Source organism: Gammaproteobacteria bacterium (genome assembly GCA_017999615.1).
Lineage (GTDB): Bacteria > Pseudomonadota > Gammaproteobacteria > JAABTG01 > JAABTG01 > JAGNLM01.
On the sequence record JAGNLM010000016.1, the window covers coordinates 1 to 22,510 of the forward strand.

A 22,510-nucleotide genomic window follows, 5' to 3' on the forward strand; every position below is an offset into this window, starting at 1 on the left:
GTAGGCCTCAGCGCGGCCTGCGCCCTCGCCTTCTGGATTGCCGGCATGGACCCCTTCGACGCGCTCACCCACGCGTTCTCGACCCTCTCGCTGGGTGGCTTCTCGACCCACGACGCCAGCATCGGTCACTTCCACAGTGCCCCGGTGGAGGTGGTGGCCGGAGTGTTCACGCTGATCGCCGGCGTGAACTTCGCGCTCCACTTCCTCGCCTGGCGCTCCCTCAGCGTGCGGGTCTACCTCGGCGACCCCGAGTTCCGGTTCTACGCCGCGGTCATGGGGATCCTGATTGCCCTCACCGTCGCCGTGCTCTACGGGAGCGGAACGTTCCCCTTCTGGGACGCCCTCTACCACGGCTTGTTCCAGGCACCGTCGATCATCGCCGACAATGGACTGGTCACGGCCGGCTACCCCGGCGAGTGGCCCGTCTTCCTGGTCCTCCTGCTGCTCCTCGGCAGCTTCTTCGGGGGCTGCGCGGGCTCCACCGGCGGCGCCATCAAGGCGATCCGCTTCCTGCTCCTTCACCGGCAGGGCGACCGGGAATTGAAGCTCCTGCTGCACCCGCGTGCCAGCATCGCAATCAAGCTCGGCGCCCGAGTGATCGAGCAGCGCGTCATGACCGCGGTCTGGGGTTTCTTCTTCCTGTACATCCTCGCGTTCTGCCTCTTCTCCCTCGCGCTGGTGGCCACCGGGGTGGATGGCCTCAGCGCATTCAGTTCGGTGGCAGCCTGTCTCAACAACATGGGTGTCGGCTATGGGGAGACCGCATCGAACTTCGCCACCCTGAACGACGCGGCGAAGTGGCTGCTGAGCGCCGCCATGCTCGTCGGGCGCCTGGAGGTGTTCCCGGTGCTGCTCCTCTTCCACCCCGGGTTCTGGCACCAGTAAGCCCGCCCTCCCGCACCCGTCGCGCGTGAGACGCTCCGGGTTGTGTGGGGCCAGGGGGCAGTCTCGGCCCCGCCGGAGAGTGTCCTCCGACTGCAGGATTTCCGGGCAGAGCCGATAGGGCGGTTGACATCCGCCGTCAAGTCTATACGCTATAGCATATGCTGATTATCCTCGATACCGATGTGGTGGTTGCGGCAGCCCTGAGCCCCACGGAGGCGTCCCGCTATCTGCTGCGGGAGGTGGGCCTGGGCATGCTCCCGGCAGCAGCCTCGGTGCCGCTGATGCTCGAGTACGAGGCGCTCCTCAAGGAGCCCGAGACCCTCGCCCGCACCGGGGCCAGCGCCGCCGACGTGGACGTGGTCATCGACACGCTCGCTTCCACGGTGCGCCCCGTGCCGCTCTCGGTCCTGTGGCACCCGCTGCTGCGGGACCACGACGACGACATGGTGCTCGAGGCCGCGGCGAACGCCGGGGCGACGCACCTCGTCACCTTCAATCTCAGGGACTTCGGGGACCTGCCGGCGCGGTTCGGGGTCGAGGCGTGCCTGCCCTGCGAGCTGGCGAGGAGACTGCGAGATGGGCAAGAGTAACTACGCGCTGAACGCCCCGGAGAGCATACTGGCCGCGGCGCGCCGCGCGGCGAAGCGCGACGGTGTCAGCCTGAATCAGTTCATAAACACGGCGCTCGCCGAGAAGGTCGCCGCGCTGGAGGCCGAGGAGGTCTTCACCCAGCGCGGGAGCCGTGCGGACAAGGCACGCTTCCTGGAGGTGCTCGAGCGCCTCGGCCACGAGCCGCCGCGCCCCGGGGACGAGCTCTGAGCCGCCGCGGGAGGGCGTTCGCCGGTCTCTTGTCCGGGGGTAGGTGGTGAGGAAGTCCGTCATCTCCTCGTTGCTGGCGCTCGCCGCGGTCGGCTGGCTGTTCGACTGGGGGACGCCGCTGTCCGACCGGTACACCGCCTACTACGCCGGGTGTCCGGCTGAGGTCCACCAGGGCCTGCCACCGCCGCCGCCGAGCTTTGCCGAGCCGGCCTGCGCGGGGCACTTCGGCCATGACGACTTCCGGGTCTCCCTCGCCGGCCAGTTCGTGGTGCGCCGCCCGGCCGGCTCACCCCTGAGCCCGGCCGACCGCTTCCAGTCCTGCGTCGTCTGGGACCGCAAGAACTGGTCCTGCCTGGCCGACGACGGCCGGATGTACCGCGTCGTCGACGGGGACTTCACGGCGGACCCGGCGATTCCGGAGCGCGCGTACCTCTCGAAGCCCTCCTGGTGGCTGGCACGCGCCATCTCGCTGATCGTTCGCTGAGGGGGGCCCCCGAAGATGACCTCCACCGTGCACGTCGTTTGTCCCCACTGCCAGGCGGTGAACCGGCTCCCCACGGCGCGGCTTGCCGAGCAGCCCGCCTGCGGCCAGTGCCACCGGCCGCTCTTCACGGGGCGTCCCGTGGACCTCACTGCCGCCACCTTCCGCAAGCACGTCGCCCGCAACGACATCCCGGTGCTCGTGGACTTCTGGGCTCCGTGGTGCGCTCCGTGCCGGGCGATGGCGCCGGCCTTCGTGCAGGCCGCCCAGCAGCTCGAGCCGCGCGTGCGGCTCGCCAAGGTCGACACGGAGGCCGAGCAGTCCCTCGCCATGGAGTTCGGCATTCGCAGCATTCCCACCCTGGCACTCTTCCGGGACGGCCGGGAGGTCGCCCGGCAGGCGGGGGCACTCGGTGCGGCGGACATCGTGCGCTGGCTGCGGGCAAACGGGGGATGAGAAGGGCCGCCCTCGCCCTCGGGCTCGCGTTCTGGCTCTCGAGCCCCCTCGCGGCGGGGATCCCCGCGACGCCCCTGATGACGCTCTACCGGTTCAACGCGCCGGTCGACGTGCCCTTCTACGACGTGGACGGCTTCCGCAAGGGGGAGCCCTCTTCTCCGGCCGGCACGCTGGCCCAGGGGACCTCCGTGGTCCCCTGCCTCGTGGTCCGCGACGGGCGTCCCCTGACCGACCGCCGGGGGATCCCCTACGTGGGTTTTCGCGTGGTCGTCGACTCCCGCACCGCCACGCCCGAGGCCACGGAGACGTTCCGCCGGGTCGCGGCCGAGCGGCGCGCCATGACCGTGCCCCACCATCACTGCGACGCCGGGGTGCGCCACGTGCTCGACGTGCGCAATCTCTATCCCATGGGCAAGGCGCCCCTCTTCGACACCCCGCCACCCGGCTGGAAGGGCGGGGGCCGGGACGGCTCGGCGCCCCAGGCCGGGGCGGGGGCCTGCCAGGGCCGGGGCTGCGAGCGGTGGGAGGGGGAGCGCCGAGAGCTCGACCAGATCATCCGCGCGTTCCACGATTCGCCCCGCTGCGAGGAGGCGAACCGCGCCCTGCTGGGCCGGGGCGAGGCGCTGGGCCGGGCGTGGGACCGGTTCGCGGCCGACCAGGGGCAGCGCTGGCCGCGGGCGACGCTCGAGCGTGCGGAGCAGCTCGACCACGTCATGCGGACCGCGCTCTTCGAGGGCCACCTGGACCGCGGCTGCAGCGCGTACGGCGCCTGCGAGCGAAACGTCATCGCGCTCTCCATCCGCAACCGCGCAGTGGAGTCCTGCTACGCGCGCCAGGGCTGCCGCTTCCCCGGCGACTTCCAGGGGGTCGCGACCGCGCCTTCCCAGTACAACATCTGGGACGAGCTCCTCTCCCAGATCTCTGGCCTCACCTCCTGCTATCTGCGCCCGGACCCCGCTCCCCGGGCCGAGGGGACACCGGGCAAGGAGGAGAACGGACTGCCCCTGCGGGAGCGCCTCCGGCGCATGCACGAGCAGAGCTTCGGAGACGTGGTCCGCATCCTCCTCGGCGGGGACGACGACCTGCAGGAGGTCTTCCCGGGCGCCACGCTCGGCGACCTGAAGGGGCTGCGCCACTACTACCACGCGCCGGCCATGGGCAAGTGCTTCCCAGGCCACCCCCGGGTCGAGTACGTGACCGGCGCGGTGGCGGCGAAGGGGGACACCTTCGCGCTCATCGCCAACAGCCGGGTCCACGTGGACGAGCGCGTCGAGGGCGGGTATCGCTTCCGCGAGGCCGTGGTGCGCGAAGAGGGCGGGCGCGACGTGGTGGAGGTCCTGGACCGCTACCCCGGCTTCGTCCTGGACGAGCAGCGGGTGACGCTGGCCGCCGCCTCCCGCTGCGCACCCTACGGCATCCCCAACGGGTGCCCGCTGGAGGAGGTGGGGCGCTACCGCAAGACACCGCCCTGGCTGACCTCCGGCCGCCCCATCGAGGTCACCTGCCGGATCCGGGACACCGGAGAACAGTGCAGGGACCGGGGCACGCTGCGCAACGCGAAGGTAGGCGGCACCTGCGACCTGGAGATGAGGCCGGTCACCGGCGTTCACTAGGGCTGCAGCGCGGCCCCCCCGTCAGCCCCCCCGCAGGGCCTCCACCAGCGGCATGCGGGCGGCGCGCAGCGCCGGCAGGAGGCCGCCGAGGAGTCCCATGACCAGCGCGAAGGCCAGGGCCTGACCGGCCACCCCGGGGGTGAAGACGAAGCGGAACGCCAGCTCGGAGAAGGTCTGGAAGTTGGTGGTGGAGACCCTCACCCACTGCAGGAGCGCCGCCGCGCCGAGCCCTGCCGCACCCCCCGCCAGACCGAGCATCAGGGACTCCGAGAGAAAGGCCAGCAGCACGGCCGCACGCCCGAAGCCGAGCGCCCGCAGGGTCCCGATCTCGCCGGTGCGCCCCGCCACCGCCGCGTACATCGTCACCATCGCCCCGACCGTCGCCCCGAGCGAGAAGATGACGGTGAGCGAGAGCCCGAGCACGCGCAGGAAGGTCGCCAGCATCTCCGACTGGCTCCGGTAGTAGGCCGGTTCGCGCCAGAGGTCTAGGGTGAGCCGCGGGTCCGCCTCGAGCCGCCTCTTGAGCTGGGGAAACGCCGCCGGGTCTTCCAGACGCATCAGGACTGCGGAGTACACCGGCCGGCGGAAGGCCTGCATCAGGGTGTCCACGTCGCCCCAGACCTCGGAGGCGAAACCCGTGTTCCCGGCGTCGAAGATCCCCGTCACGGTCCAGTCCCGCCCCGCGAACCGCATGCGCTCGCCGACGGCGACGCCCTCGTACTGGCGCGCGATGGCCTCGCCCACGACGACCTCGTCCGTGCCGGGCCGATGCAGGCGCCCGGCCGTGACGCGCACCCCGGGGCGTAGCGCGAGCGAGGCCGGTCCGATGCCGCGGACCACCACGTTGGTGCGGGCGCCGCTCTGCTTGGGGAGGACCACGAGCACCACGAGCTCCCGCGCCACCAGCCGCTCCCCCGTCATGCCGAAGGCGGCCTCCGGCTGGCCCTCGACGATGGCCACCTGTTCGCGGTCGAGCGCGCTCTGGACCTCGGTCTCCGAGGAGCGGCGGAGCGCAATCGCGTTGTCCGGCGAGCCCGTGTCCACCAGCGTGCGCTCGAGCCCCTCGGCCAGCATCAGCACGGCGGCGAACACGAACACCACGAGGGCCATGCCGCCGGCCGTCAGCAGCGTGGTGCCCCGGCGGGCGGCGAGGTTGCGCAGGCTGTAGAAGAGGAGCAATTCCACGCCCTACCCCACCCGCCCGAGGGCCTCGGCGATGCCCACGCGCACGGCCTGGCGCGCCGGGAGCGCGGCTGCGGCGAGCCCCACCAGGACCGCAGTCCCCAGGGCTTCGAGAACCGTGCGCGGTTCGACCGCGAAGTTCGGGAAGAGGCCGCCCACCATCGCCGCGAACCGCCCCGTGACCGGGAAGGCGAGCGCCAACCCGAGCACCCCGCCGACCAGTGTGATCAGCACCGACTCGCCCAGGATCGACAGCGCGATCCGGCCGGCCCCGAAGCCGAGCGTCTTCAGCACCGCGTACTCCGAGAGCCGCTCGCGCACCGACATCGCCATGGTGTTGCCGACGACCGCGAGGAGCGTGGCGATGACCACGAGCGCCACCACCCGGGTCGCCACCAGGATGGTCTCGCTCATGGCGACGAATCCGAGCAGGAAGGCCTGCTCGCTCTCGGTCAGCGTCTCGGCGGCGGAGCTCGCGAACAGGGAGTCGATGGCTACCGAGGCGGCAGCCGCCCCCTCGGGGCGGGCGAGGCCGATGACGTAGATGCCGACCTGATCGACGCGGCCGGGGTCCGTCTTGCGCAGCGTCTCGTTCAGGTATTCCCAGTGGAACAGGAGCAGGGTCTCGTCGGTGTTGCGGTCGCGGCCCCGGTACACCCCGCGGACAGTGACCGGCCAGTCGCCCGGGAAGACGGTGCCCTTCAGCGGGACGGTGTCGCCCACCTTCCAACCGAAGCGCTCGGAGAGCTTGCGCCCCACGATGGCGCCCCTGCGGTCGCGGAGGAACGCGGCGCGCTCCTCCTCGGACAGACGGTACTCGGGGTACAGTGCCAGGTAGCTCGCCGGCTCCATCGCCAGGTTCACGAAGAAGTTCTTGGGGTCCTGGTAGTAGCCGCCGAACCAGCTGCCGTAGGAGACGGAGGCGACGCCGTCGACCTGGCGGATGCGGTCGCGGTAATGGATGGGGAGCGGGAACAGCAGGGAGATGGCATTGCGCGTGACCAGGCGGTTGGCGGACGAAGCCGCCACGCCCGAGTACCAGGCGTCGACGACGGTCTGCAGGAGCACGAAGGCCAGGATCGCCACCGCCGTCCCCGCGACCGTCAGCACGGTGCGCAGCCGATGCCGGGCGGCGTTACGCAGAAGGATCTTCAGGAGCATCGCTCAGGACGCCCTTGTCGAGGTACTGCACCTTGCGCGCCCGGCGCCCGGCCCGCGGGTCGTGGGTGACCATCACGACGGTCTTCCCGAGCTCCGCGTTCAGGCGCGTGAGGAGGTCGAGGACCTCGCCCGCCGAGACCCGGTCCAGGTCTCCGGTCGGCTCGTCGGCGACCACGAGCAGGGGGTCGACCACGAGCGCGCGCGCGATGGCGACCCGCTGCTGCTGGCCGCCGGAGAGCTGGCGGGGGTAGTGGTCCGTGCGGTCGTCCAGCCCCACCAGGTGGAGCGCGAGCGCGGCGTGCTCGCGCCGCTCGCGGCGGGAGAGCGGGGCGAGCAGCAGGGGCAGTTCGACGTTCTCCAGCGCGCTCAGGACCGGAATCAGGTGGTAGAACTGGAACACGAAGCCGACGTGCTCGGCGCGCCAGCGGGCGAGCTCGCTCTCGCCAAGGCGAGTGATGTCGACCCCGCCCACGCGGAGGGTCCCGGCGTCAGGTTGGTCGAGCCCCGCCACCAGGTTGAGGAGCGTGCTCTTGCCCGACCCCGAGGGGCCCATGAGGGCCAGGAACTCGCCCGCGGGGATGTCCAGGTCGATTCCCGCGAGGACCGGCACCCGCTGCCCTCCCCGGCGGTAGGACTTGCTGACGCCGCGCAGCTCCACGAGGGGCGCGGTCACGGCGAGACGCCCGCCAGGGTCCTGCCCCGGCGCACCGCGGGACGCCGCTCGCGGCGCGCCGGCGGCCTCAAGGCGAGCCGTCCGCCGGGCGCACGCGCGCGCCATCGGCAAGCGCGGGCGGCGCCAGCACGACCGCGTCGCCCACCGCGAGGCCCGCGTCAACCTCCCGCAGGTCCCCGAGCGCCCGCCCGAGCCGGACCGGCGTGGAGACGGCACGGCCCTCGCGCACGACGAAGACCCGGGCCTCGCCCTCCCCACCCTCCTCCCCCAGCACGGCCGACTGGGGCACCGCGGTCAACCGCTGGCGCTCGTCCTCGCGCACCTCGCGCTCGAGGAAGGAGACCTTGGCGCTCATCTCGGGCAACACCCGCAGGTCCCGCTCCACGAAGGCCGCCTTGACCAGCACGGTCGCCTTGCTGCGGTCCGCGGTGGGGACCACCGCGTGGACGCGGCAGCGCAGACGGGCGTCGGGGAGGGCGTCGAGCTGGACCTCACAAGGTTGGCCCACCGCGACCCGGCCGATGCTGGACTCCGCCACGTCGACCTCCACCTGGATGGAGGCGGGGTCCGCGATGGTCACCACGGAGGCCCGGGCGTTCGCCGACGCCCCGAGGGGGGTGACGATGTCGCCCACGTCGGCGTTCTTGGTGAGCACCACGCCGTCGAAGGGAGCGCGGATGGCGGAGTACTCGAGCTGCACCTCGGACTCGCGCAGCGCCGCCGCCTGGCTCGCGAGGCTCGCCCTGCGGGTCTGCACGGCGGCCTCGGCGACCTTGTAGCGGGCCTCGGCGACATCGAATTCGGAGCGCGACACGAACTTGCGCTCCAGGAGCTCGCGGGTTCGCTGGAACGCGAGGCTCGCTTCCTCGCGCTCGGCCTCGGCCTGGGCGAGGTCGGCCCGGGCCACGTCCACACCCGTGCGGGCGCGGTCCCGCGCGGCGGCGAGGTCGGCGTTCTCCAGCCTGGCCACCAACTGCCCCGCGCTCACCCGGCTGCCCTCCTCCACCGTCAGCTCCACGAGCCGGCTCGTGATCTTGGCGCCAAGGGCCGCCTTGCGCTGGGGCACCACGTAGCCGCTGGCGGTCAGCACGGTGAAGGTCTGGGTCGGCCACACGGCGCTCACCCGCGCCAGCCGGACCTCGACCGCCGGGCGCAGGAGCCCCGGGCCGTAGACGAAACCGGCGCCGGCAAGCGCAAGCGCCAGCGCCAGCGCCAGGAACAGGGCGAAGACCACACCCCGCCTTCGCCGCCGGCCCGCCCCTGGCAGGCGGCGGTCGATGCGCAGCCCCGTCAGGGGAGGTGGCGCGGCCGCTTCGCGGGGGGCGTTGCGGTGTCCATCCTCAGGGGGAGTTCCTGCCGGGCGCAGAAACCCTGCGCAGCGTGATCAGGGGGACCTCCCCCGGGCAGTGGAAACGCACCGGCACCCCCGACGCCCCCGCGCCCCGGCTCGTGTAGCCCAGCATGCCGTGGTACTCCCAGGGGCCGGCGGCGGTGAAGCGGGGGGCGTGGCTGTGGGTGAAGAGCGGCCCGACCCGCGGCAGGCAGATCTGCCCCCCGTGGGTGTGCCCGCAGAGATAGAGGCGCGCCCCGTGGCCGGCGGCCTCCCGGTAGACCTCCGGGGAGTGGGCGAGGAACAGGGTGAAGGCGTTCCCGGGCACCTTGCGAAACGCCAGCGGCAGGTCATGGCAGCGATAGTAGTGCGGGTCGTCGACCCCCACCAGCCAGAGCGCGTCGCCGGCACGCCGGAGCTCCCGCGCCTCGTTCACGAGCATCGTCACGCCGGCGGCCTCGAACTCGGGCAGCATCTCGATGCAGTCGTGGTTCCCCAGCACCCCGAAGACCCCGTCCCGGGCGCGCACGTGGCCGAGCAGCTGGCGCAGGTGGCGTAGCGCCGGCGCCATCGGCCCGTACATCTCCATGCGCACGTCCCCCCCCACCAGGCAGAGGTCGACCTCGCACCCCTCGACCTGCTCGATCAGGACCTCGGTGAGCGCTGGCAGGCCGTCCAGGTGCAGGTCGGTGAGCAGCAGGACGCGGTAGCCCTCGAACGCCCCCGGCAGGTCGGGAAACTCCAGGTCCACCGGGCGGACTCTCACGGCGAGGACGTTCGCGACCCCTCGCTCGTACCAGCCGAGCAGGCGAAAGGCCCGGGCCATGACGACCCGGTAGTAGACGTAGCTCTCGAAGTTGAGCCAGGTCTGCCACCGGGCGAGCGGGGCGTGGCAGGCACGCCACTCCCGCAGGCGGGTCGTCGCCCGGACGATGCGGGGGTAGCCGGCGCCGGGCGGACGGTACAGCACGTAGTGCCAGAAGGCGGACCCTGCGAAGGAGACGGGGACGAAGAGGGCGAGCGCGAGCAGGGCCTGCCAGGGAGCGAGCTCGAGCGAGGGGTAGAGGACAGCGAGGGGCAGCGCCCCCTCGAGGAACTGGTCGAGACCCGCGCGGGGCAGACCGCTGGAATACTTCAGACGGCGCTTGAGGTAACTGGTCGCCAGATCCCCGGCCATCGCGGCGAGGCCGGCGGCCGAGCCGGCGGCGGCGCCCACACCCAGCAGTGGGCCGGCCAGGGCACCCGCCGCGACACCGGCCACGACACCGCGGGCGGTCTTGTGGGGTCCGAGGAGCGGCTGCCCGTCCCACGCCGTGGCACCCCCGTCGAGGGGCCGCCCGAAACGCTGCCCCAGCACCAAACGGGCCAGGAACGGCGTGAAGTTGACCCAGAGGAGGAACAGCACCACAGCGACGACGCCCACGGAGAGGCCTCCACGAAACGCGCTCAGGGAAAGACTAGCATCGGGGTGGCACACGGACGCGCCGAGGCAGACCGCAAGCGGCTGCGGGGCGGAACGCCTCTGCCGGGCACAAGTGTGACGGATTTCCCAGGTCTGTCGGGGCCATTGACAGGCGCCCCGGGGAGGTCGGTCAGGGCGCGTCTAACCGACTGATCGAAATGGATACACACACCCTGGCCCGGGGCTTGCACAAGGCTGCTCGGGCCCATCGAGTGGCCTGCGTCGAGCCGGCCTGACAGGCTGGCCCTGCCGCCCCGGGGAGCCCCTTCGAGGGGACCCCGACCGGCGGGCTCGGCAGACGCCCCCGGGGCAGGCGCCCCGGGGGCGCCCGGGTACCCGGGACAGGGCGGCCGACTGGCCGGGCGTCCCAAGCGGCCCGGCGGAGAACGAGACGGCGACGTCTCGCTCGGAAATCCGACCCCACAAGGCGTTACCATTCGGCATGAGCAGCTTGTTCGGTCAGGTCCTGAATCGCCGCCGGGAGCCCCGCAGTCCGGTGCGGGCACGCGTCTACATGACCCGGGGCGGCGACCGCATGCGCCGCTGCATCGCGCGGGACCTGAGCCGGGGCGGCGCCTTCATCGAGGTCGACCCCCTGGGCCTGCGGACGGGGGCGCCGATCCAGGTCGTTTTCGCCCTCGACCTGGGCGGGGTCACCAAGCTGCACCGGGTCTCCGGGATGGTCGCCCGGCTCTCCTGGGACGGCGTCGGAGTGAAGTTCTAGCTTCAGGTCTGGCGCAGGCCCTCCGAGGGCTCGATGCGCGCCGCTCGCCAGCCGGCCAGCGCCGCCGCCGAGACCGCCGCGACCAGGGTGAGCACCAGCGCCGCGGCGTAGTGCTCCGGCAGCAGCCGGCAGACCGCCTCGCCGGCCTCGACCCGGTGGGACAGCATGCGGTTGATGCTCTCCTCCACCCCGCGGTAGACCCCGCTCGCCAGCGCCCACCCGAGCACCGCCGTGAACAGCGACTGGAGCACGGGGAACCAGACGATGTCCGAGGTCCGGAAGCCCACCAGGCGCAGCACGCTCAGCTCCCGGCGCTTGCGTTCCACGTTGGCCCACAGGCTCGCGCCGAGCGAGAGGGCGAAACCGACCAGGCCGACCGCGGCGATGAGCCAGAAGACCGCCGTCAGGTTGCGGTCCATGGACTGCACGAGCTCGATGTCCTCGGCCCGGGTCCTGACCTCCACGCCCTGCGCCGCGAGCGCGTCGCGCAGCCCTGCCACCCCGTAGACGTCGCGCGCGTAGAGCCGGAAGCCCGGGAAGCTGCGGGGCCCCTCGTCGGGGGCGTCCCCCTCCCAGCCGAGCGCCTCCACGGAGCGGCCGTCGCGGAAGTCCTCGATGGCCACCATCAGCTCGATCGGTACGAAACCCCCGTCGCGGGGGAAGGCGGCCGGGCGCGCGACGGCGGTGACGGTGAGGGGCAGGTGCACCCGCTCGGTCTTGCCCTGGAAGGTGCGGGCCAGGCTGCCGTCGAGCCGTTCCCCGGCCGCCACGCCGAGCTTGCGGGCGGCGGAGTCCGAGAGCACGACCTGGCCGAGCCCCTCGGGCAGGCGGGTCTCCGCGCCGAGGAGCGGATCGCCGGGGCCTGTGGGGACCAGCTCCACCACCAGGATCCGCCCCCCCTTCTCCGCCTGCATGTCGATGCTCGCGGCGATGCTGCGGGTGCGCGGGACGAGGAAGGCCACCTCCCGCCGCCCCCGCAGGTCCTGGAACCACTCCGGTGCATAGCGCCCGCTGCCGACGCCCTGGACCTCCCGGTTGCGCGGGTCGCCGACCAGCCGGTCGACCATGCTCCCCACGATCCCCGCCTTCAGCCCGTAAAGCACCATCATCGGCGCCAGCACCGCGGCGAGCGCCAGCACGAAGTTTCCGGACATGACCCACTCGTGGCCGTAGTCCTTCAGGGCGAGCCACAGGACATCGCGCAGGCGCTTCACGCTCACCCCGTCACGACGGTCTCGGTGACCGAGCCGCCCTCCTTTTGCCGGGTGCGGTGCGAGAGCCGCCGCAGGCCCAGCTTGTCCACGTGGTTCCAATCGTGGCTCGCGACGATGACCGTGATGTGCATCTCCTCCACGAGCTCCATGAACAGCGCCATGATCTTGCGCGCCGCGATCGGGTCGAGCGGCGCCGTGGGCTCGTCGGCGATCACGATCGAGGGCCGGTGGGCCAGCGCCCGCGCGATCGCCACCCGCTGGCGCTCCCCGACCGAGAGCTTGGCCGGGAGCTTGTCCAGGTGGCGGCGGATACCGAGCGCCTCGGCGATGGACTCGACGGTGTCGTCTTCCGGCAGCCCCAGCAACCGGCGCGAGAGCCCGATGTTCTCGCGCACCGAGAGATAGGACAGCAGGCCGCCCGTCTGCATCACGTAGCCCATGCGGTGCTTGCGCAGGTCCCCGAGCTCGTTCAGCTGGCGCCTGCGCCAGATCTCGGCGATGTCGATCGGCGGCGCGCCCGGCTCCGGGCGGAAGCGGAAGGCACCGATGTCGGTGGGGCGCAGGATCATCGCCAGCAGGTCGAGGAGCGTGCTCTTGCCGCAGCCGCTCTGCCCGATGAGCGCGATCTTCTCGCCGAGCGCGATCTGCAGGCTCGGCACCACCAGCCGGAAGGCCGTCCCCGCCGACTCGCGGGTCTTCACGACCTCGCGCAGGTGATAGATGAGCACCCGATCCTGGGGGCGGGTCGGGGCGGGCTGGGCTCTGGCGGCCACGGCCCTAGGGCAACATCTCGAGGGGCACGGGGAAGACCGAGTCGCCGGTCACCGGACCGCCGCCGAGCGAGATCCACAGGTCGGTGTGGTCGTGCAGGGCCTGGTAGTACGCGATCTTGTTTTCGAGGCGGTGCAGGAATTCCAGCTGGCGTTTCGCCGGCCAGTCCTCCCAGCCCTCGAGCGAGAGGTCCATGACCTCGCCGGTGTAGGGCAGGTCCTCGATGTACTCCCGCATGTAGCCGAGGTCCGCCAGGTTGTCCGCGCCCGCCGCCTGGGTCGAGCCCCCCACCCGCGCCGGATCGCGGCTCAGGGTCGCGGCGAGGCTCTGCAGGTCGTCGATGAAGCCCCGGGGCGAGAGCAGCCCCTCCTCCGCCCGCTCGAGCACCTGCTTCAGGACCTGGTGCAGGTCCGAGAGCTGGTCGCGCGTCAACAGCACGCGCACGTCCAGGGTCGCCCGGTCGGGGTTGCGGAAGTCCCGATCGAGGAGCCACGCGTTGAATACGGTGGGCACCTGGCCTCCCTTGTCGCGCTGCAAATAGCGCATGCGCAGGGCGTAGCCGAGCTTCTCCACCTTTTCCTGCAGGGCCGCGAGCTGCGGGTCCGCAGGCGCCGCGGCCGGCGCGGCCGGGGCTGCCTGAGGGGGCGCGGGTGCCTGGGCAGGCTGGGGAGCGGCGGGGGCCGGCGCCGGGGGCGGCTGGACCGGCGCCGGGGCGGCCGCCTGCGCGGGGGCGTGCGGCTCCGGCACCTGCTCCGCGGCGGCGACCTGATGGCTGATCTGGGTGGTCAGGGTCTCGAGGACGCGCCCGTAGTCCACGACGTCGCCCGTCTTCACACCGTAGTAGAAGTCGCCGATGCCGGGGTAATCGGACAGTCGCCGGTACTGCGCGGCGGCGCTCGTGTGGTCCTTCAGCTTCTCGCCCTCGGGCGTGAGAAGGTGCAGGACCCAGAGCGACACCCCCTTGTCCAGGGCGAGCTGGCGCAGGGCGTCTGTGTCGAGGTGGGTCGAGCCGAGCGGGTCCCGGCCCGGGCGGGGTCCGGCGTCCGTGATGAGGACGACGTAGCGGCCCTGGAACCCCTCCCACTTCATCTCGTCGAGCGCCCGCTTGATCCCCGCGAAGGAGTCCTCGCGGAAGGCGCGGGTCGACACGCTGGAGGGCCTCAGGCTGTCCACGTGGGCGAAGAAGCTCTCGGCGGTCGTCCCCTGGTCCAGGTTGACGAAAGTCCTGGAGAGGTATTCCACGCCTGGCACGGCAGCCGGGTCGTCGCGGTAGGCGACCAGCCCGAGGCTGACCCGCTCGGTGAGGCCGGCCGACTTCAGTGCGTCGTAGACCTTGCGCACGACCTCCCGGGTGCGGTCGATGTACGGCCCCATGGAGAGGGTGGCGTCGATGACGAAGACGAGCCCCGCGCGGTACGCGTTCGCCTTCGGCGCCGGGGCGGCCGGCGGCGGGGCGGCCGGCAGCGGGGGCACTGCGGACGCCGGGGCGGGCACCGCGGCGGCACCCGGGACCTGCGACGCCGGGGCGCTCGAAGCCGAACGAGAGGCCAAAGCCGGAGCCGGAGCCGGCGCCTTTGCGGCAGGCTCCGGTGCGGCGGCCACCCGGGTCTCGGCCCTCGGGGTCTCCCGCAGCGGGACCGTGGTGACCTGCAGCATCAGGGCCTTCTCGCCGCCGAGGAAGACCTCCGCGTGCTCCTGGATGGGCACCAGGTAGAAGTCCTCACGCAGGTCCAGGTGCCCCCGGGGCTGGATGCCGATGACCGGCGACTCCTGGGCGATGTCCCCGCTGTCCGCCTGGCGGTAGAGGCGCTCGTAGGCTCCGAGGTCGAGCCCCGAGACCAGCGACTTGAGCGAGTCCCGGTCCCGGAACAGGAGCACCCGATCGTGGCCGACCGGGTCGCGGAACGCGACCGTGAGCGCCTGCTTCCAGTCGATGAGGTCGCTCGCCGGGATCCAGCCCCGGACCTTGCCGTGGCTGTCGCTGCCGACCTCCACCCAATCGCCCCCGTTCACCTGCCGGCGGGCATAGACGTAGAAGGCGCTGAAGGGCACCACCTCGCGGACCGCGGACGCGGCGTCCGGGTTGGCGTGCAGGCCCGCTCCGGGACGGGCGAGCGCGCGCTGGTAGAGCGTCTGCTTGCCGACCATGAGCAGCGGCTTGCGCGGCGCCGGCGCGGCGGGCGCGCTGGCCGATATCGCCAGCAGGAGGCCGAGGACAGGGATCAGGAATGCACGCGCGCTTGCCATGGGTCTCCGCTCTCCGCGAGCTACCGCCACTGCATCATCAGGCGGCGGGAGTCCTCGTCGCCCCGGGCCGCAGCCTGCTCGACCCGGCCCCGCAGGTCGGCCAGTTCCCGTTTGGCACCGGCGTCGCCAGCCCGGGCCGCCAGGTGATACCACTTGTGGGCCTGCCCCACGTCAGGCGCCTCGAGGATGCTGCTCTGCCGGGAAAAGGTCTTGGGGTCGTACATGCGCGCCAGCGCCAGGGCCGCCTGGGGGTGACCCTGGCGCGCCGCATAGAAGTGCAGCAGGTAGGCGTCCGCGAGCATGCCCACGGCCTGGAAACGCTCCGCGCGCTCGAATACCTGCTCCGGGTCGACCCTCCCTTCCCCACGCAGCTCCTCGATGATGGCGCGGGCGAGGTCGCCCCTGGCATTCTCCCCCTCCGCCGGCTCTCCCCGGGAGACGTCCCCCGCGACGACCGCCGGTTCCGTCTCCGGCGCGGCCACGGTCCGGGAGTTGGCCGAAGGCACACCCGCACCGGGCGGCGCCGAAGGGGAAAGGAAGTACCAGCCGAGCAGGGCCGCGGCCGCCAGGGCGGCGAGGACCCACAGTTCCCCCTTGCCCGCCTGACCGCAGCCCGCAGCCCGTCTCCGGCCGGATGACCGCCCGCGGTCGCTCATTCCCTCTACCCCCAATCGGCAGCTGCCCGCGAGGCGCCGCGGAAAGCGCCAAGGCACACGGGCCCGAGGGCGGCGATTGTACTACGGACGGCCGCACAGCACCGCAGGACAGCCTGGGACGCCGCGCCTCACCCAAAGACAACAACCTCGGTTTATCAGTGAGATAAAGCGCATTGTTGCAAAGTATTGTCGTACTGCTACTCTAACGTGGCGGATACCAATAACATCATCCCGGCCAGGCGGCATCGAACCGCTCGGCCCGCGGATCTGACCCCTGGGGGAGGGGCGGTCATGACCACGTTCGCTGCCGTCGTCCTCGTCTGGACCGCCGCAATCTCCGCCGTGCTGGCGTTGCTCGCGGCGGCCCACCGCCTGAGCAACAGCGACGCCACCGAGGAGTCGCCCGACGCCGGCCAGGTGAACGACAGCCCCGGCCTCTCCTGACCCGACCTCCGTGACACACCCCCAGGGCGGGACACGGACGTCCCGCCCGCTCTAGCCGTCGCGGCCCCCAGCCGCTATCTTGCAGGGGACTGGCGGCCCGAGCCGCCCCTCTGCCGCAGGAGTCGCCGCGCATGCACCGGGTCCTCGCATCGCTCCTGTTGCTCGTCTCGGCCCCGGCCATCGCCGACAACCCCTGGGGCCGCGTCCGCGACGTCCACCCCGGGATCCCCGAAGTCATCGGCGGCTACGCGGCCGGCTGTCTCGCCGGCGCTGCGAGCGTGCCCGAGGTCGGCGAGGGGTACCAGCTCATGCGCCCGAGCCGCAACCGTCACTTCGGCCATCCCCGCCTGGCCCACTTCGTGGAGCGGATGGGGGCGGAGGCGAGCCGGCGCGGGTGGGGCCGGGTGCTGGTGGGCGACCTGGCCCAGGCGCGCGGCGGCCCCATGGAGTACGGTCACCGCAGCCACCAGAGCGGGCTCGACGTGGACTTCTGGTTCCGCCTGCTCCCGCCGGGCTCGCCGCCGCTGTCCCGGGAACAGGCGGACGAGGCCCCGATGGTCTCCGTGGTCGACGAGCCGGCCGGCTCCGTCGACCCGCAGCGCTGGTCGCCGCGCTACGGGGAGCTCCTGCGGCTGGCCGCGGAGCGCCCCGAGGTGGAGCGCATCTTCGTTCACCCCATGGTGAAGCGGACCCTGTGCCAGAACGCCCGGAGTGAGCGGGAATGGCTCAGAAAGGTCCGTCCGTACTGGGGCCACGACGCGCACTTCCACGTGCGGCTGGCCTGCCCCGGGGACAGCCCCCGCTGCGTGGCGCAGGACCCGGTGCCCGAGGGGGACGGCTGCGACGAGGGTCTCGAGCGATGGGTGGAGGAGATCCGCACGGCGGCCCTGAACCCGACGCCGCGGCGGCCCTCCCCGCCCCGGGCGGCCGCGGCGATGCCTGCGGCCTGCGACGCGGTGCTCGCCGGGAGACCTGCCCCGAGCCTCGGTGTCGCGGAGCCGCGGCTCCGCCCCAGGGGTCGGTGACGCCAGGGGTAGATGACGACTAGGGGTAGATGACGACCGGGGTCCCGGGCGGCACGATCGCGGAGAGTCGAAGCACGTCCTCGTTGTTCGTGAGGGCGATGCAGCCGTCGGTCCAGTCGTAGCGCCGGGGTGGGTCCTCCCGGTCCCCGTGGATCCCCACGAAGCCGCCGAGGACCGTGTCCGACGGCGGGCAGCGCCCCGTCTCGAGCGCCGCCACGATGCGGCCGTACTCCCCGGGGGAGAGCCGGTGGTCGGCGAGGGCGCGGTGGGCGTCCTCGCTGTTGGGATAGCTCAGCCCCAGAAAGGACCGGTACTGGCTCGGCTTGACGTTGCAAACGCGGTAGACGCCCTCGGGCGTGCGCTTGTCGCCCTGCTGGACCTTGTGCCCCACGGGGTTGCGGCCCAGACGAACGGGGAAGCTCTCCGCGGGGACGCCGTGGTGCAGCAGCACGAGCTCGCGCCGCTCCTTGTACACCGCGAGGGCGAGGGGCGCGTCACGAACGCCGGTGGGGTCGCCGTACGCCTCGTCCCGGGCGTGCGACAGATGGAGCCCGCAGCCCGATAGCCCGCCGATCAGCGGCAAAACCACCAGCACACTCAGGACCCGCCAGGGCATCCGCCTCTCGCTCCTCAGGCCAACCGACCATTAGCTTAGCTGACTTATCAGCCGGTTACAATGCATTCCTCAGCAAAGGGGAAGACGCCGGGCCCGCCTGGCCGGAGAGGAGCCCCGCCTACATCGCTGGCCCCGGGGGGCCCTCGCCGCGCGCCGAGCGCACCGGACCGAAGAGATGGTCGTGCCGCTCGCGCAGGGCCTCGGCGAGCTGGTGGACGGCCATCGCGTAGTGGGTGCTGTGGTTGTAGCGGGTGATGACGTAGAAGTTCGGCAGGCCGAGCCAGTACTCGTACCCGCCGGCCGCGTCGAGCCGCAGCAGGCTGGCCTCCTCCACCCCCGCGAGCGGGCTGGCCGGGGTCACGCCCTGAACCGAAAGCTCGCCCAGGGCGTAGCGGGTCGTGTAGTCGGCCTTCAGTTGCGCCGCCTGGGGCCGGCGCGCCAGAGCCGGGACCGCGACGGCCTCCCCCATGCGCCAGCCGTGCTCCCGGAAGTAGTGGGCGACGCTGCCGATCGCGTCGGCCGACCCCCAGAGGTCACGCCGGCCGTCGCCGTCGAAGTCCACCGCGAAGCGGTGGAAGCTCGAGGGCATGAACTGCCCCAGGCCCATCGCCCCCGCGTAGGAGCCGACCGGCGCGAAGGGGTCGAGCCCCTCGTTGCGGGTCATCACCAGATAGGACTCGAGCTCCCCGGTGAAGAACTCCGAACGCCGGGGAAAATCGAAGGCCAGGGTCGCCAGCGCGTCGATCACCCGGTGCCGGCCCATGTTGCTGCCGTAGCGGGTCTCCACGCCGATGATGGCGACGACGTACTCCGGGGCGACCCCGTAGCGCAGCCGCGCGAGCTCCAGCGTGCCCTCGTGCTCCCGCCAGAACTGCACGCCGGCCCCGATGCGGTCCTCGTTGAGGAACTTCCCCCGGTAGCGCGTCCAGCTGCCCGTGGGCCTGCCGGTCGGCTGCGGCGAGGGGCGGTTGACGAAATCGAGGATCCACTGCTGACGCTCGACCCGGGAGAGGACCCGGTTCAACTCATCCCGCTGGAACCCCTCCTGACGGACCAGCCGGTCGACCATCGCCCGAGCGGCCGGGTCGTCGGCGTAGTCCCCGGCAAGGGCCTCGCCCCTCTTCGACGAGTGGGCGCGCGAGTCCAGCGAGGCGTCGCCGGGTCGGGAGGGACTCCCGCTGCAGCCGGCGAGGGCCAGAGCGAGAAGCAGGGATGAGGCGAGCGGGAAGCGGGGCATGGGCGCGCGGGCAATCTCTGGCGTGAAGCGGGTCCGGACAAGGATAACAGAGGAGCCGTGCCGCCTCCCCCACGGGACACGGGGGCCTCGGTGCGGCCTCATCAGTTATAATCTCGATCACTATTCATCCAAGAGGAACAACAATTGGCGAAAAAACAATGGGTTGAAAAGCACCGTTCGCCCCGGGCCGCCGCCGCGGGTGACCGGACCAGGCAGCATCGGGGACCATCTGCCCGCCACGTGGCGGCCCGCTCGGTCCTCGCCGTTGGCCTGCTGACGCTCGTCTCGATGCCGCTCACCCCCGGAGCGCTGGCGGCTGAGGCAACCGAGTCACGAACCCCGAAGGCCGAGGCGGCCCGGAAGGCCACTACGGTCCAGAAGGGCGTGGCCACGTACTACGCGAAGAGGTTCCACGGCCGCCTGACGGCAAGCGGCGAGCGGCTCGACCAGGGCTCGTTGACCGCAGCCCACCCCACCCTGCCCTTCGGCACGGTCGTGCGGGTGACCAATCTGCGCAACAGCCGCTCCACGGAGGTGCGGGTGGTGGACCGGGGCCCGGCGAAGGGTCCCCAGCGCAAGGGGGTGATCATCGATCTCACCCAGGCCGCCGCCCGCGAGCTGGGTTTCCGGGAGCAAGGCAAGGCCCCGGTACACCTGCAGGTCCTGGGCCGGGGCTCGCGCGACGGGGAGCCGCTGGCGCCCTGGATCGACAGCCCCGCCTGAGCGGATGGGTGTGGTGGAAGCCCCCGCGAGGGGGCTTCCACTGCGCCGGTCAGGCCGCGGCGGCCAGACCGGTCGAAGCCGGTGGCCGGCGTTCAGCTGACCTGCTGGATGCCGTCGAGGAACCAGGTCGGTTGGCGGCTCGTCGCGGGGCGGATGAAGTGCCAGACCTCCCGCACGTGCTGGCCCCGCTGCTCCGGGGCGTTCCCCTCGTCCACCTCCCGCAGGAACGCCTCGAACATCACGGATGCCTCCATCTCGTTGCCCACCTGGCGCGCCTCCATGAGGTGCGCCTCGAGGCTCAGCACCTCGGTGCGGTTCTCGCCGTGGCGGATGCCCAGCTGGTCCTGCAGCTCCGCGAACACGTCGTCCGTGGTGAGCCCGCGAAGCTCGCTGAGGTCTCCCCGGTCCCAGGCCTCCTGCAACATGTGGTAGGCGCGCTTCGCCCCGTTCAGGAAGGCCACGGTGTCGAAGCCCTCGGGGACCGCGACGGGCCCTTCCTGGGGAACGTCGGCCGCAGCACGCCAGCCTCCCGAGCGCAGCCCCTCGGCCCCGGACTGGCGCCGCACGACCGGCTCGTCGGCTCCCGTGCCCGCCGGGGTCAGTCGGCCGAAGTCCCCCCCCGACGGGGCGGCAGCGGCCGCTCGGCGCCGGAAGTGGGCGAAGAGGAAGTACGCGAGCGCCGCCAGCCCCACGAACACCGCGATGTCGAAGAGGTTCAGGTTCTCGAACGCCCCCCCGAAGAACAGGGCGCCGAGCAGACCGCCGAGGGCAAGCCCCCCCAGCATCCCCATCAGCCCGCCCCGGTTCGAGAGGGCCTGGCGCTGGGTGGCGTTCTGGGCCACGGCCCGGCTGGTGGCCGCACTCGCCGCCGGGCTCGCCGCGGAGGGCGGAGTCGAGCGCTGGTAGGGCTGACTGTAGCCGGGACGGCTGCCGAAGGACTTTCCGCCCCCCAACCGCTTCGCCTCCGCGTCCTGGACGGCGCCGAGGGTCATCACCACCGCGACGAGCGCGGTGAGCACACCTGCGAACAATCTGGACATCGATCTCCTCTCCACTTTCCCCTCCGGGCGAGCCTCCCTTCCGGGTGACGCGGCGCCGGTTGGACTACATGTGCAAACCACCGTTGACGTTGATGACCGCACCGGTGATGTAACTGCCGTACTCCGAGAGCAGGAAGTACACAGCGTGCGCGACGTCCAGGGGCTCGCCGAGCTTCTTCATGGGGACGGCGCGCAGCAGCTCCTGGCGGGTCTTCTCGTCCAGCGCGTCGGTCATGCGCGTGCGGATGAAGCCCGGGGCCACCGCGTTCACCCGGACCCCCCGCTCCCCGTACTCCTTGGCCACGCTCTTGGTGAGGCCGATGAGCCCGGCCTTGCTCGCTGCGTAGTTGGCCTGGCCGGCGTTGCCCATCACCCCCACGACGGAGGAGATGTTCACGATCGAGCCGCCGGTCTTCATCAGGTGACGCACCACCGCCCGCGTGCAAAGGAAGGCGCTCTTCAGGTTCACCTGCAGCACCCGGTCCCAGTCCTCCTCCTTCATCCGCAGCAGCAGGCGGTCGATCGTGATCCCGGCGTTGTTGACCAGGTTGTGGACCCCGCCGAAGTCCTGGACGACCCGCTCCACCGCCTCCGTCACGGCCTGCTGGCTCGTGACGTCCACGGGGTAGAAGGAGGCCCGGCGCCCCATCGCCTGCACCGCAGCGACCGCCTCGCTGCCGTCGGTGATGTCGAAGATGGCGATGTCGCCGCCCCTGGAAGCCAGGAATTCGGCGATGCTGCGCCCGATCCCCTGGGCACCCCCCGTTACGATGGTCACCGTGTCCTTCATGCGCCCCCCTGTAAGCCGCGCTCGACGATCGCGCCGACACGCCGTTCGTGTTGCCGCCATCCTAACGCCCCGGACGCCCCGGATCACGCGGGACGCTTTCCACAGGATCGACACCGGGCCGGGCCGGGCCGGGCCGGCGCCGAGCGCGGCACTCTCTGCGCGGCGGGCACAGCCCCCGGGACGAGGACCCCGGGGGTGACATGACGTCGCGGCGTGCGGTATACGTCTCCTCATGAACGGGAAACCGACTACCGGAGCCCTGGAGAACACACCCGCCGCCGTGGCCGACGCGCTCCGGGCCACCACCCTGTTCTCGGCGTTCCCGGAGGCGGACATCGAGGTGGTCACGCGCTTCTCGCAGGTGAGGGTGCTCGAGCCGGAGGAGATCCTCTTCCGCGAGGGCGAGGCCTGCAGCGCCGTCTACTGCCTCCTCAGCGGGCTCGTGAAGCTCTACGTCCTGGGTCCCAACGAGCACGAGAAGGCCATCGAGTTCGTGGAACCGGGCCGGACCTTCGCCGAGGCGGCGATGTTCTCGGGCCAGGGTTACCCGGTGAACGCCATGGCACTGGAAGACACGCGCGCCGTGGCCATCGATGCCTTTTCCCTCACGCGCCTCCTCCTCCAGCGCCCCGACCTCGCCTGGCGGATGCTGGCCGTGATGAGCCGCCGCCTGCACTTCCTGGTGGAGCAGATCCGCAGCGTGTCCCTGCGCAACGCCGAGCAACGGGTCGCGGGCTACCTGCTGGAGAATTACGACCCGGAGGACGCCACGAAGCCGGTCGCCCGCATCCCCGCGCGGCGCTCCGAGCTCGCTTCGATCCTGGGCCTCACGACCGAGACCCTCTGCCGCGTGGTGGCGAGCTTCCGGCGCCACGGCTGGATTGCCACCGTGGACCACGACATCGTCGTCGAGGAAGCCCACTCGCTGAAGGGACTCCTCAGCAAGCCCCGGCGCTGACCG

General features: G+C 71.9%; 24 protein-coding genes. 11 read left to right on the forward strand and 13 right to left on the reverse strand.

What is annotated here, in order from left to right; genetic code table 11:
• The 6 genes from KA217_10735 to KA217_10760 all read left to right on the forward strand — a co-directional run.
• Nucleotides 1–885 (forward strand): potassium transporter (locus tag KA217_10735; protein ID MBP7712916.1); only part of this gene is annotated, 885 nt, incomplete at its 5' end.
• A gap of 158 nt (nucleotides 886–1,043) precedes the next feature.
• The gene (locus tag KA217_10740) at nucleotides 1,044–1,475 is read left to right on the forward strand and encodes a PIN domain-containing protein (GenBank protein MBP7712917.1); all 432 of its coding nucleotides are present in this window, start codon (nucleotides 1,044–1,046) and stop codon (nucleotides 1,473–1,475) included.
• The gene (locus KA217_10745) at nucleotides 1,462–1,704 is read left to right on the forward strand and encodes a hypothetical protein (GenBank protein ID MBP7712918.1); all 243 of its coding nucleotides are present in this window, start codon (nucleotides 1,462–1,464) and stop codon (nucleotides 1,702–1,704) included. The genes KA217_10740 and KA217_10745 overlap by 14 nt, the downstream gene beginning before the upstream one ends.
• A gap of 46 nt (nucleotides 1,705–1,750) precedes the next feature.
• Entirely contained in the window at nucleotides 1,751–2,188 is a 438-nt protein-coding gene (locus tag KA217_10750) for a hypothetical protein (GenBank protein MBP7712919.1), read from the forward strand.
• 15 nt (nucleotides 2,189–2,203) lie between these two features.
• Nucleotides 2,204–2,641, forward strand: a complete 438-nt coding sequence (trxC, locus tag KA217_10755; GenBank protein ID MBP7712920.1) for a thioredoxin TrxC — start codon at nucleotides 2,204–2,206, stop codon at nucleotides 2,639–2,641.
• Nucleotides 2,638–4,254: a hypothetical protein gene (locus KA217_10760; protein ID MBP7712921.1), complete on the forward strand. Its 1,617-nt coding sequence runs from the start codon at nucleotides 2,638–2,640 to the stop codon at nucleotides 4,252–4,254. Before trxC ends, KA217_10760 begins: the two co-directional genes overlap by 4 nt.
• 21 nt (nucleotides 4,255–4,275) lie before the next feature.
• Here the strand turns inward: KA217_10760 and KA217_10765 are convergent, their stop codons facing one another.
• From KA217_10765 to KA217_10785, 5 genes are read right to left on the reverse strand one after another with little or no spacing between them, the layout of a single operon-like run.
• Complete coding sequence (locus KA217_10765) at nucleotides 4,276–5,439, reverse strand: ABC transporter permease (GenBank protein MBP7712922.1); 1,164 nt, start codon at nucleotides 5,437–5,439, stop codon at nucleotides 4,276–4,278.
• Between the two features lie 3 nt (nucleotides 5,440–5,442).
• Nucleotides 5,443–6,597 (reverse strand): FtsX-like permease family protein, encoded by a 1,155-nt coding sequence (locus KA217_10770; protein ID MBP7712923.1) that lies wholly within the window; start codon nucleotides 6,595–6,597, stop codon nucleotides 5,443–5,445.
• Entirely contained in the window at nucleotides 6,572–7,375 is an 804-nt protein-coding gene (locus tag KA217_10775; protein MBP7712924.1) for an ABC transporter ATP-binding protein, read from the reverse strand. The genes KA217_10770 and KA217_10775 overlap by 26 nt, the downstream gene beginning before the upstream one ends.
• The gene (locus tag KA217_10780; protein MBP7712925.1) at nucleotides 7,338–8,564 is read right to left on the reverse strand and encodes an efflux RND transporter periplasmic adaptor subunit; all 1,227 of its coding nucleotides are present in this window, start codon (nucleotides 8,562–8,564) and stop codon (nucleotides 7,338–7,340) included. Before KA217_10780 ends, KA217_10775 begins: the two co-directional genes overlap by 38 nt.
• Before the next feature lie 46 nt (nucleotides 8,565–8,610).
• Nucleotides 8,611–10,023, reverse strand: a complete 1,413-nt coding sequence (locus KA217_10785; protein MBP7712926.1) for a CDP-archaeol synthase — start codon at nucleotides 10,021–10,023, stop codon at nucleotides 8,611–8,613.
• Nucleotides 10,024–10,504: 481 nt separating this feature from the next.
• Between KA217_10785 and KA217_10790 the strand changes: the two genes are divergently transcribed.
• A complete protein-coding gene (locus tag KA217_10790) occupies nucleotides 10,505–10,786 on the forward strand; it encodes a PilZ domain-containing protein (GenBank protein MBP7712927.1) in 282 nt (93 codons plus the stop codon).
• Nucleotides 10,787–10,788: 2 nt separating this feature from the next.
• Here KA217_10790 and KA217_10795 read toward each other — a convergent pair whose 3' ends face one another.
• From KA217_10795 to KA217_10810, 4 genes are all read right to left on the reverse strand, one after another.
• On the reverse strand, nucleotides 10,789–11,940 hold the full coding sequence (locus tag KA217_10795; GenBank protein MBP7712928.1) for an ABC transporter permease: 1,152 nt from the start codon (nucleotides 11,938–11,940) through the stop codon (nucleotides 10,789–10,791).
• 62 nt (nucleotides 11,941–12,002) lie between these two features.
• Entirely contained in the window at nucleotides 12,003–12,773 is a 771-nt protein-coding gene (locus KA217_10800; protein ID MBP7712929.1) for an ABC transporter ATP-binding protein, read from the reverse strand.
• A 4-nt stretch (nucleotides 12,774–12,777) separates the two neighbouring features.
• The gene (locus KA217_10805) at nucleotides 12,778–15,018 is read right to left on the reverse strand and encodes a VWA domain-containing protein (protein MBP7712930.1); all 2,241 of its coding nucleotides are present in this window, start codon (nucleotides 15,016–15,018) and stop codon (nucleotides 12,778–12,780) included.
• Nucleotides 15,019–15,038: 20 nt separating this feature from the next.
• On the reverse strand, nucleotides 15,039–15,674 hold the full coding sequence (locus KA217_10810; protein MBP7712931.1) for a hypothetical protein: 636 nt from the start codon (nucleotides 15,672–15,674) through the stop codon (nucleotides 15,039–15,041).
• Between the two features lie 291 nt (nucleotides 15,675–15,965).
• On the opposite strand from KA217_10810, the gene KA217_10815 reads away from it, so the two are divergent.
• Nucleotides 15,966–16,118, forward strand: coding sequence for a hypothetical protein (locus tag KA217_10815; GenBank protein ID MBP7712932.1), 153 nt, complete (start codon nucleotides 15,966–15,968; stop codon nucleotides 16,116–16,118).
• Between the two features lie 131 nt (nucleotides 16,119–16,249).
• Nucleotides 16,250–17,143: a penicillin-insensitive murein endopeptidase gene (gene mepA / locus KA217_10820; GenBank protein ID MBP7712933.1), complete on the forward strand. Its 894-nt coding sequence runs from the start codon at nucleotides 16,250–16,252 to the stop codon at nucleotides 17,141–17,143.
• A gap of 19 nt (nucleotides 17,144–17,162) precedes the next feature.
• Here mepA and KA217_10825 read toward each other — a convergent pair whose 3' ends face one another.
• Entirely contained in the window at nucleotides 17,163–17,759 is a 597-nt protein-coding gene (locus KA217_10825; GenBank protein MBP7712934.1) for a L,D-transpeptidase, read from the reverse strand.
• Nucleotides 17,760–17,877: 118 nt separating this feature from the next.
• The gene (gene mltB, locus KA217_10830; GenBank protein ID MBP7712935.1) at nucleotides 17,878–18,996 is read right to left on the reverse strand and encodes a lytic murein transglycosylase B; all 1,119 of its coding nucleotides are present in this window, start codon (nucleotides 18,994–18,996) and stop codon (nucleotides 17,878–17,880) included.
• A gap of 288 nt (nucleotides 18,997–19,284) precedes the next feature.
• Here mltB and KA217_10835 point away from each other — a divergent pair, with 288 nt between their 5' ends.
• On the forward strand, nucleotides 19,285–19,719 hold the full coding sequence (locus tag KA217_10835; GenBank protein ID MBP7712936.1) for a septal ring lytic transglycosylase RlpA family protein: 435 nt from the start codon (nucleotides 19,285–19,287) through the stop codon (nucleotides 19,717–19,719).
• Nucleotides 19,720–19,811: 92 nt separating this feature from the next.
• On the opposite strand, the gene KA217_10840 is transcribed toward KA217_10835, so the two are convergent.
• Both KA217_10840 and fabG read right to left on the reverse strand, forming a co-directional pair.
• Entirely contained in the window at nucleotides 19,812–20,759 is a 948-nt protein-coding gene (locus KA217_10840; GenBank protein MBP7712937.1) for a Tim44 domain-containing protein, read from the reverse strand.
• 64 nt (nucleotides 20,760–20,823) lie between these two features.
• Nucleotides 20,824–21,549, reverse strand: a complete 726-nt coding sequence (fabG, locus tag KA217_10845; protein MBP7712938.1) for a 3-oxoacyl-[acyl-carrier-protein] reductase — start codon at nucleotides 21,547–21,549, stop codon at nucleotides 20,824–20,826.
• Nucleotides 21,550–21,781: 232 nt separating this feature from the next.
• Here fabG and KA217_10850 point away from each other — a divergent pair, with 232 nt between their 5' ends.
• Nucleotides 21,782–22,507: a Crp/Fnr family transcriptional regulator gene (locus KA217_10850; GenBank protein ID MBP7712939.1), complete on the forward strand. Its 726-nt coding sequence runs from the start codon at nucleotides 21,782–21,784 to the stop codon at nucleotides 22,505–22,507.
• Nucleotides 22,508–22,510 lie beyond the last annotated feature (3 nt).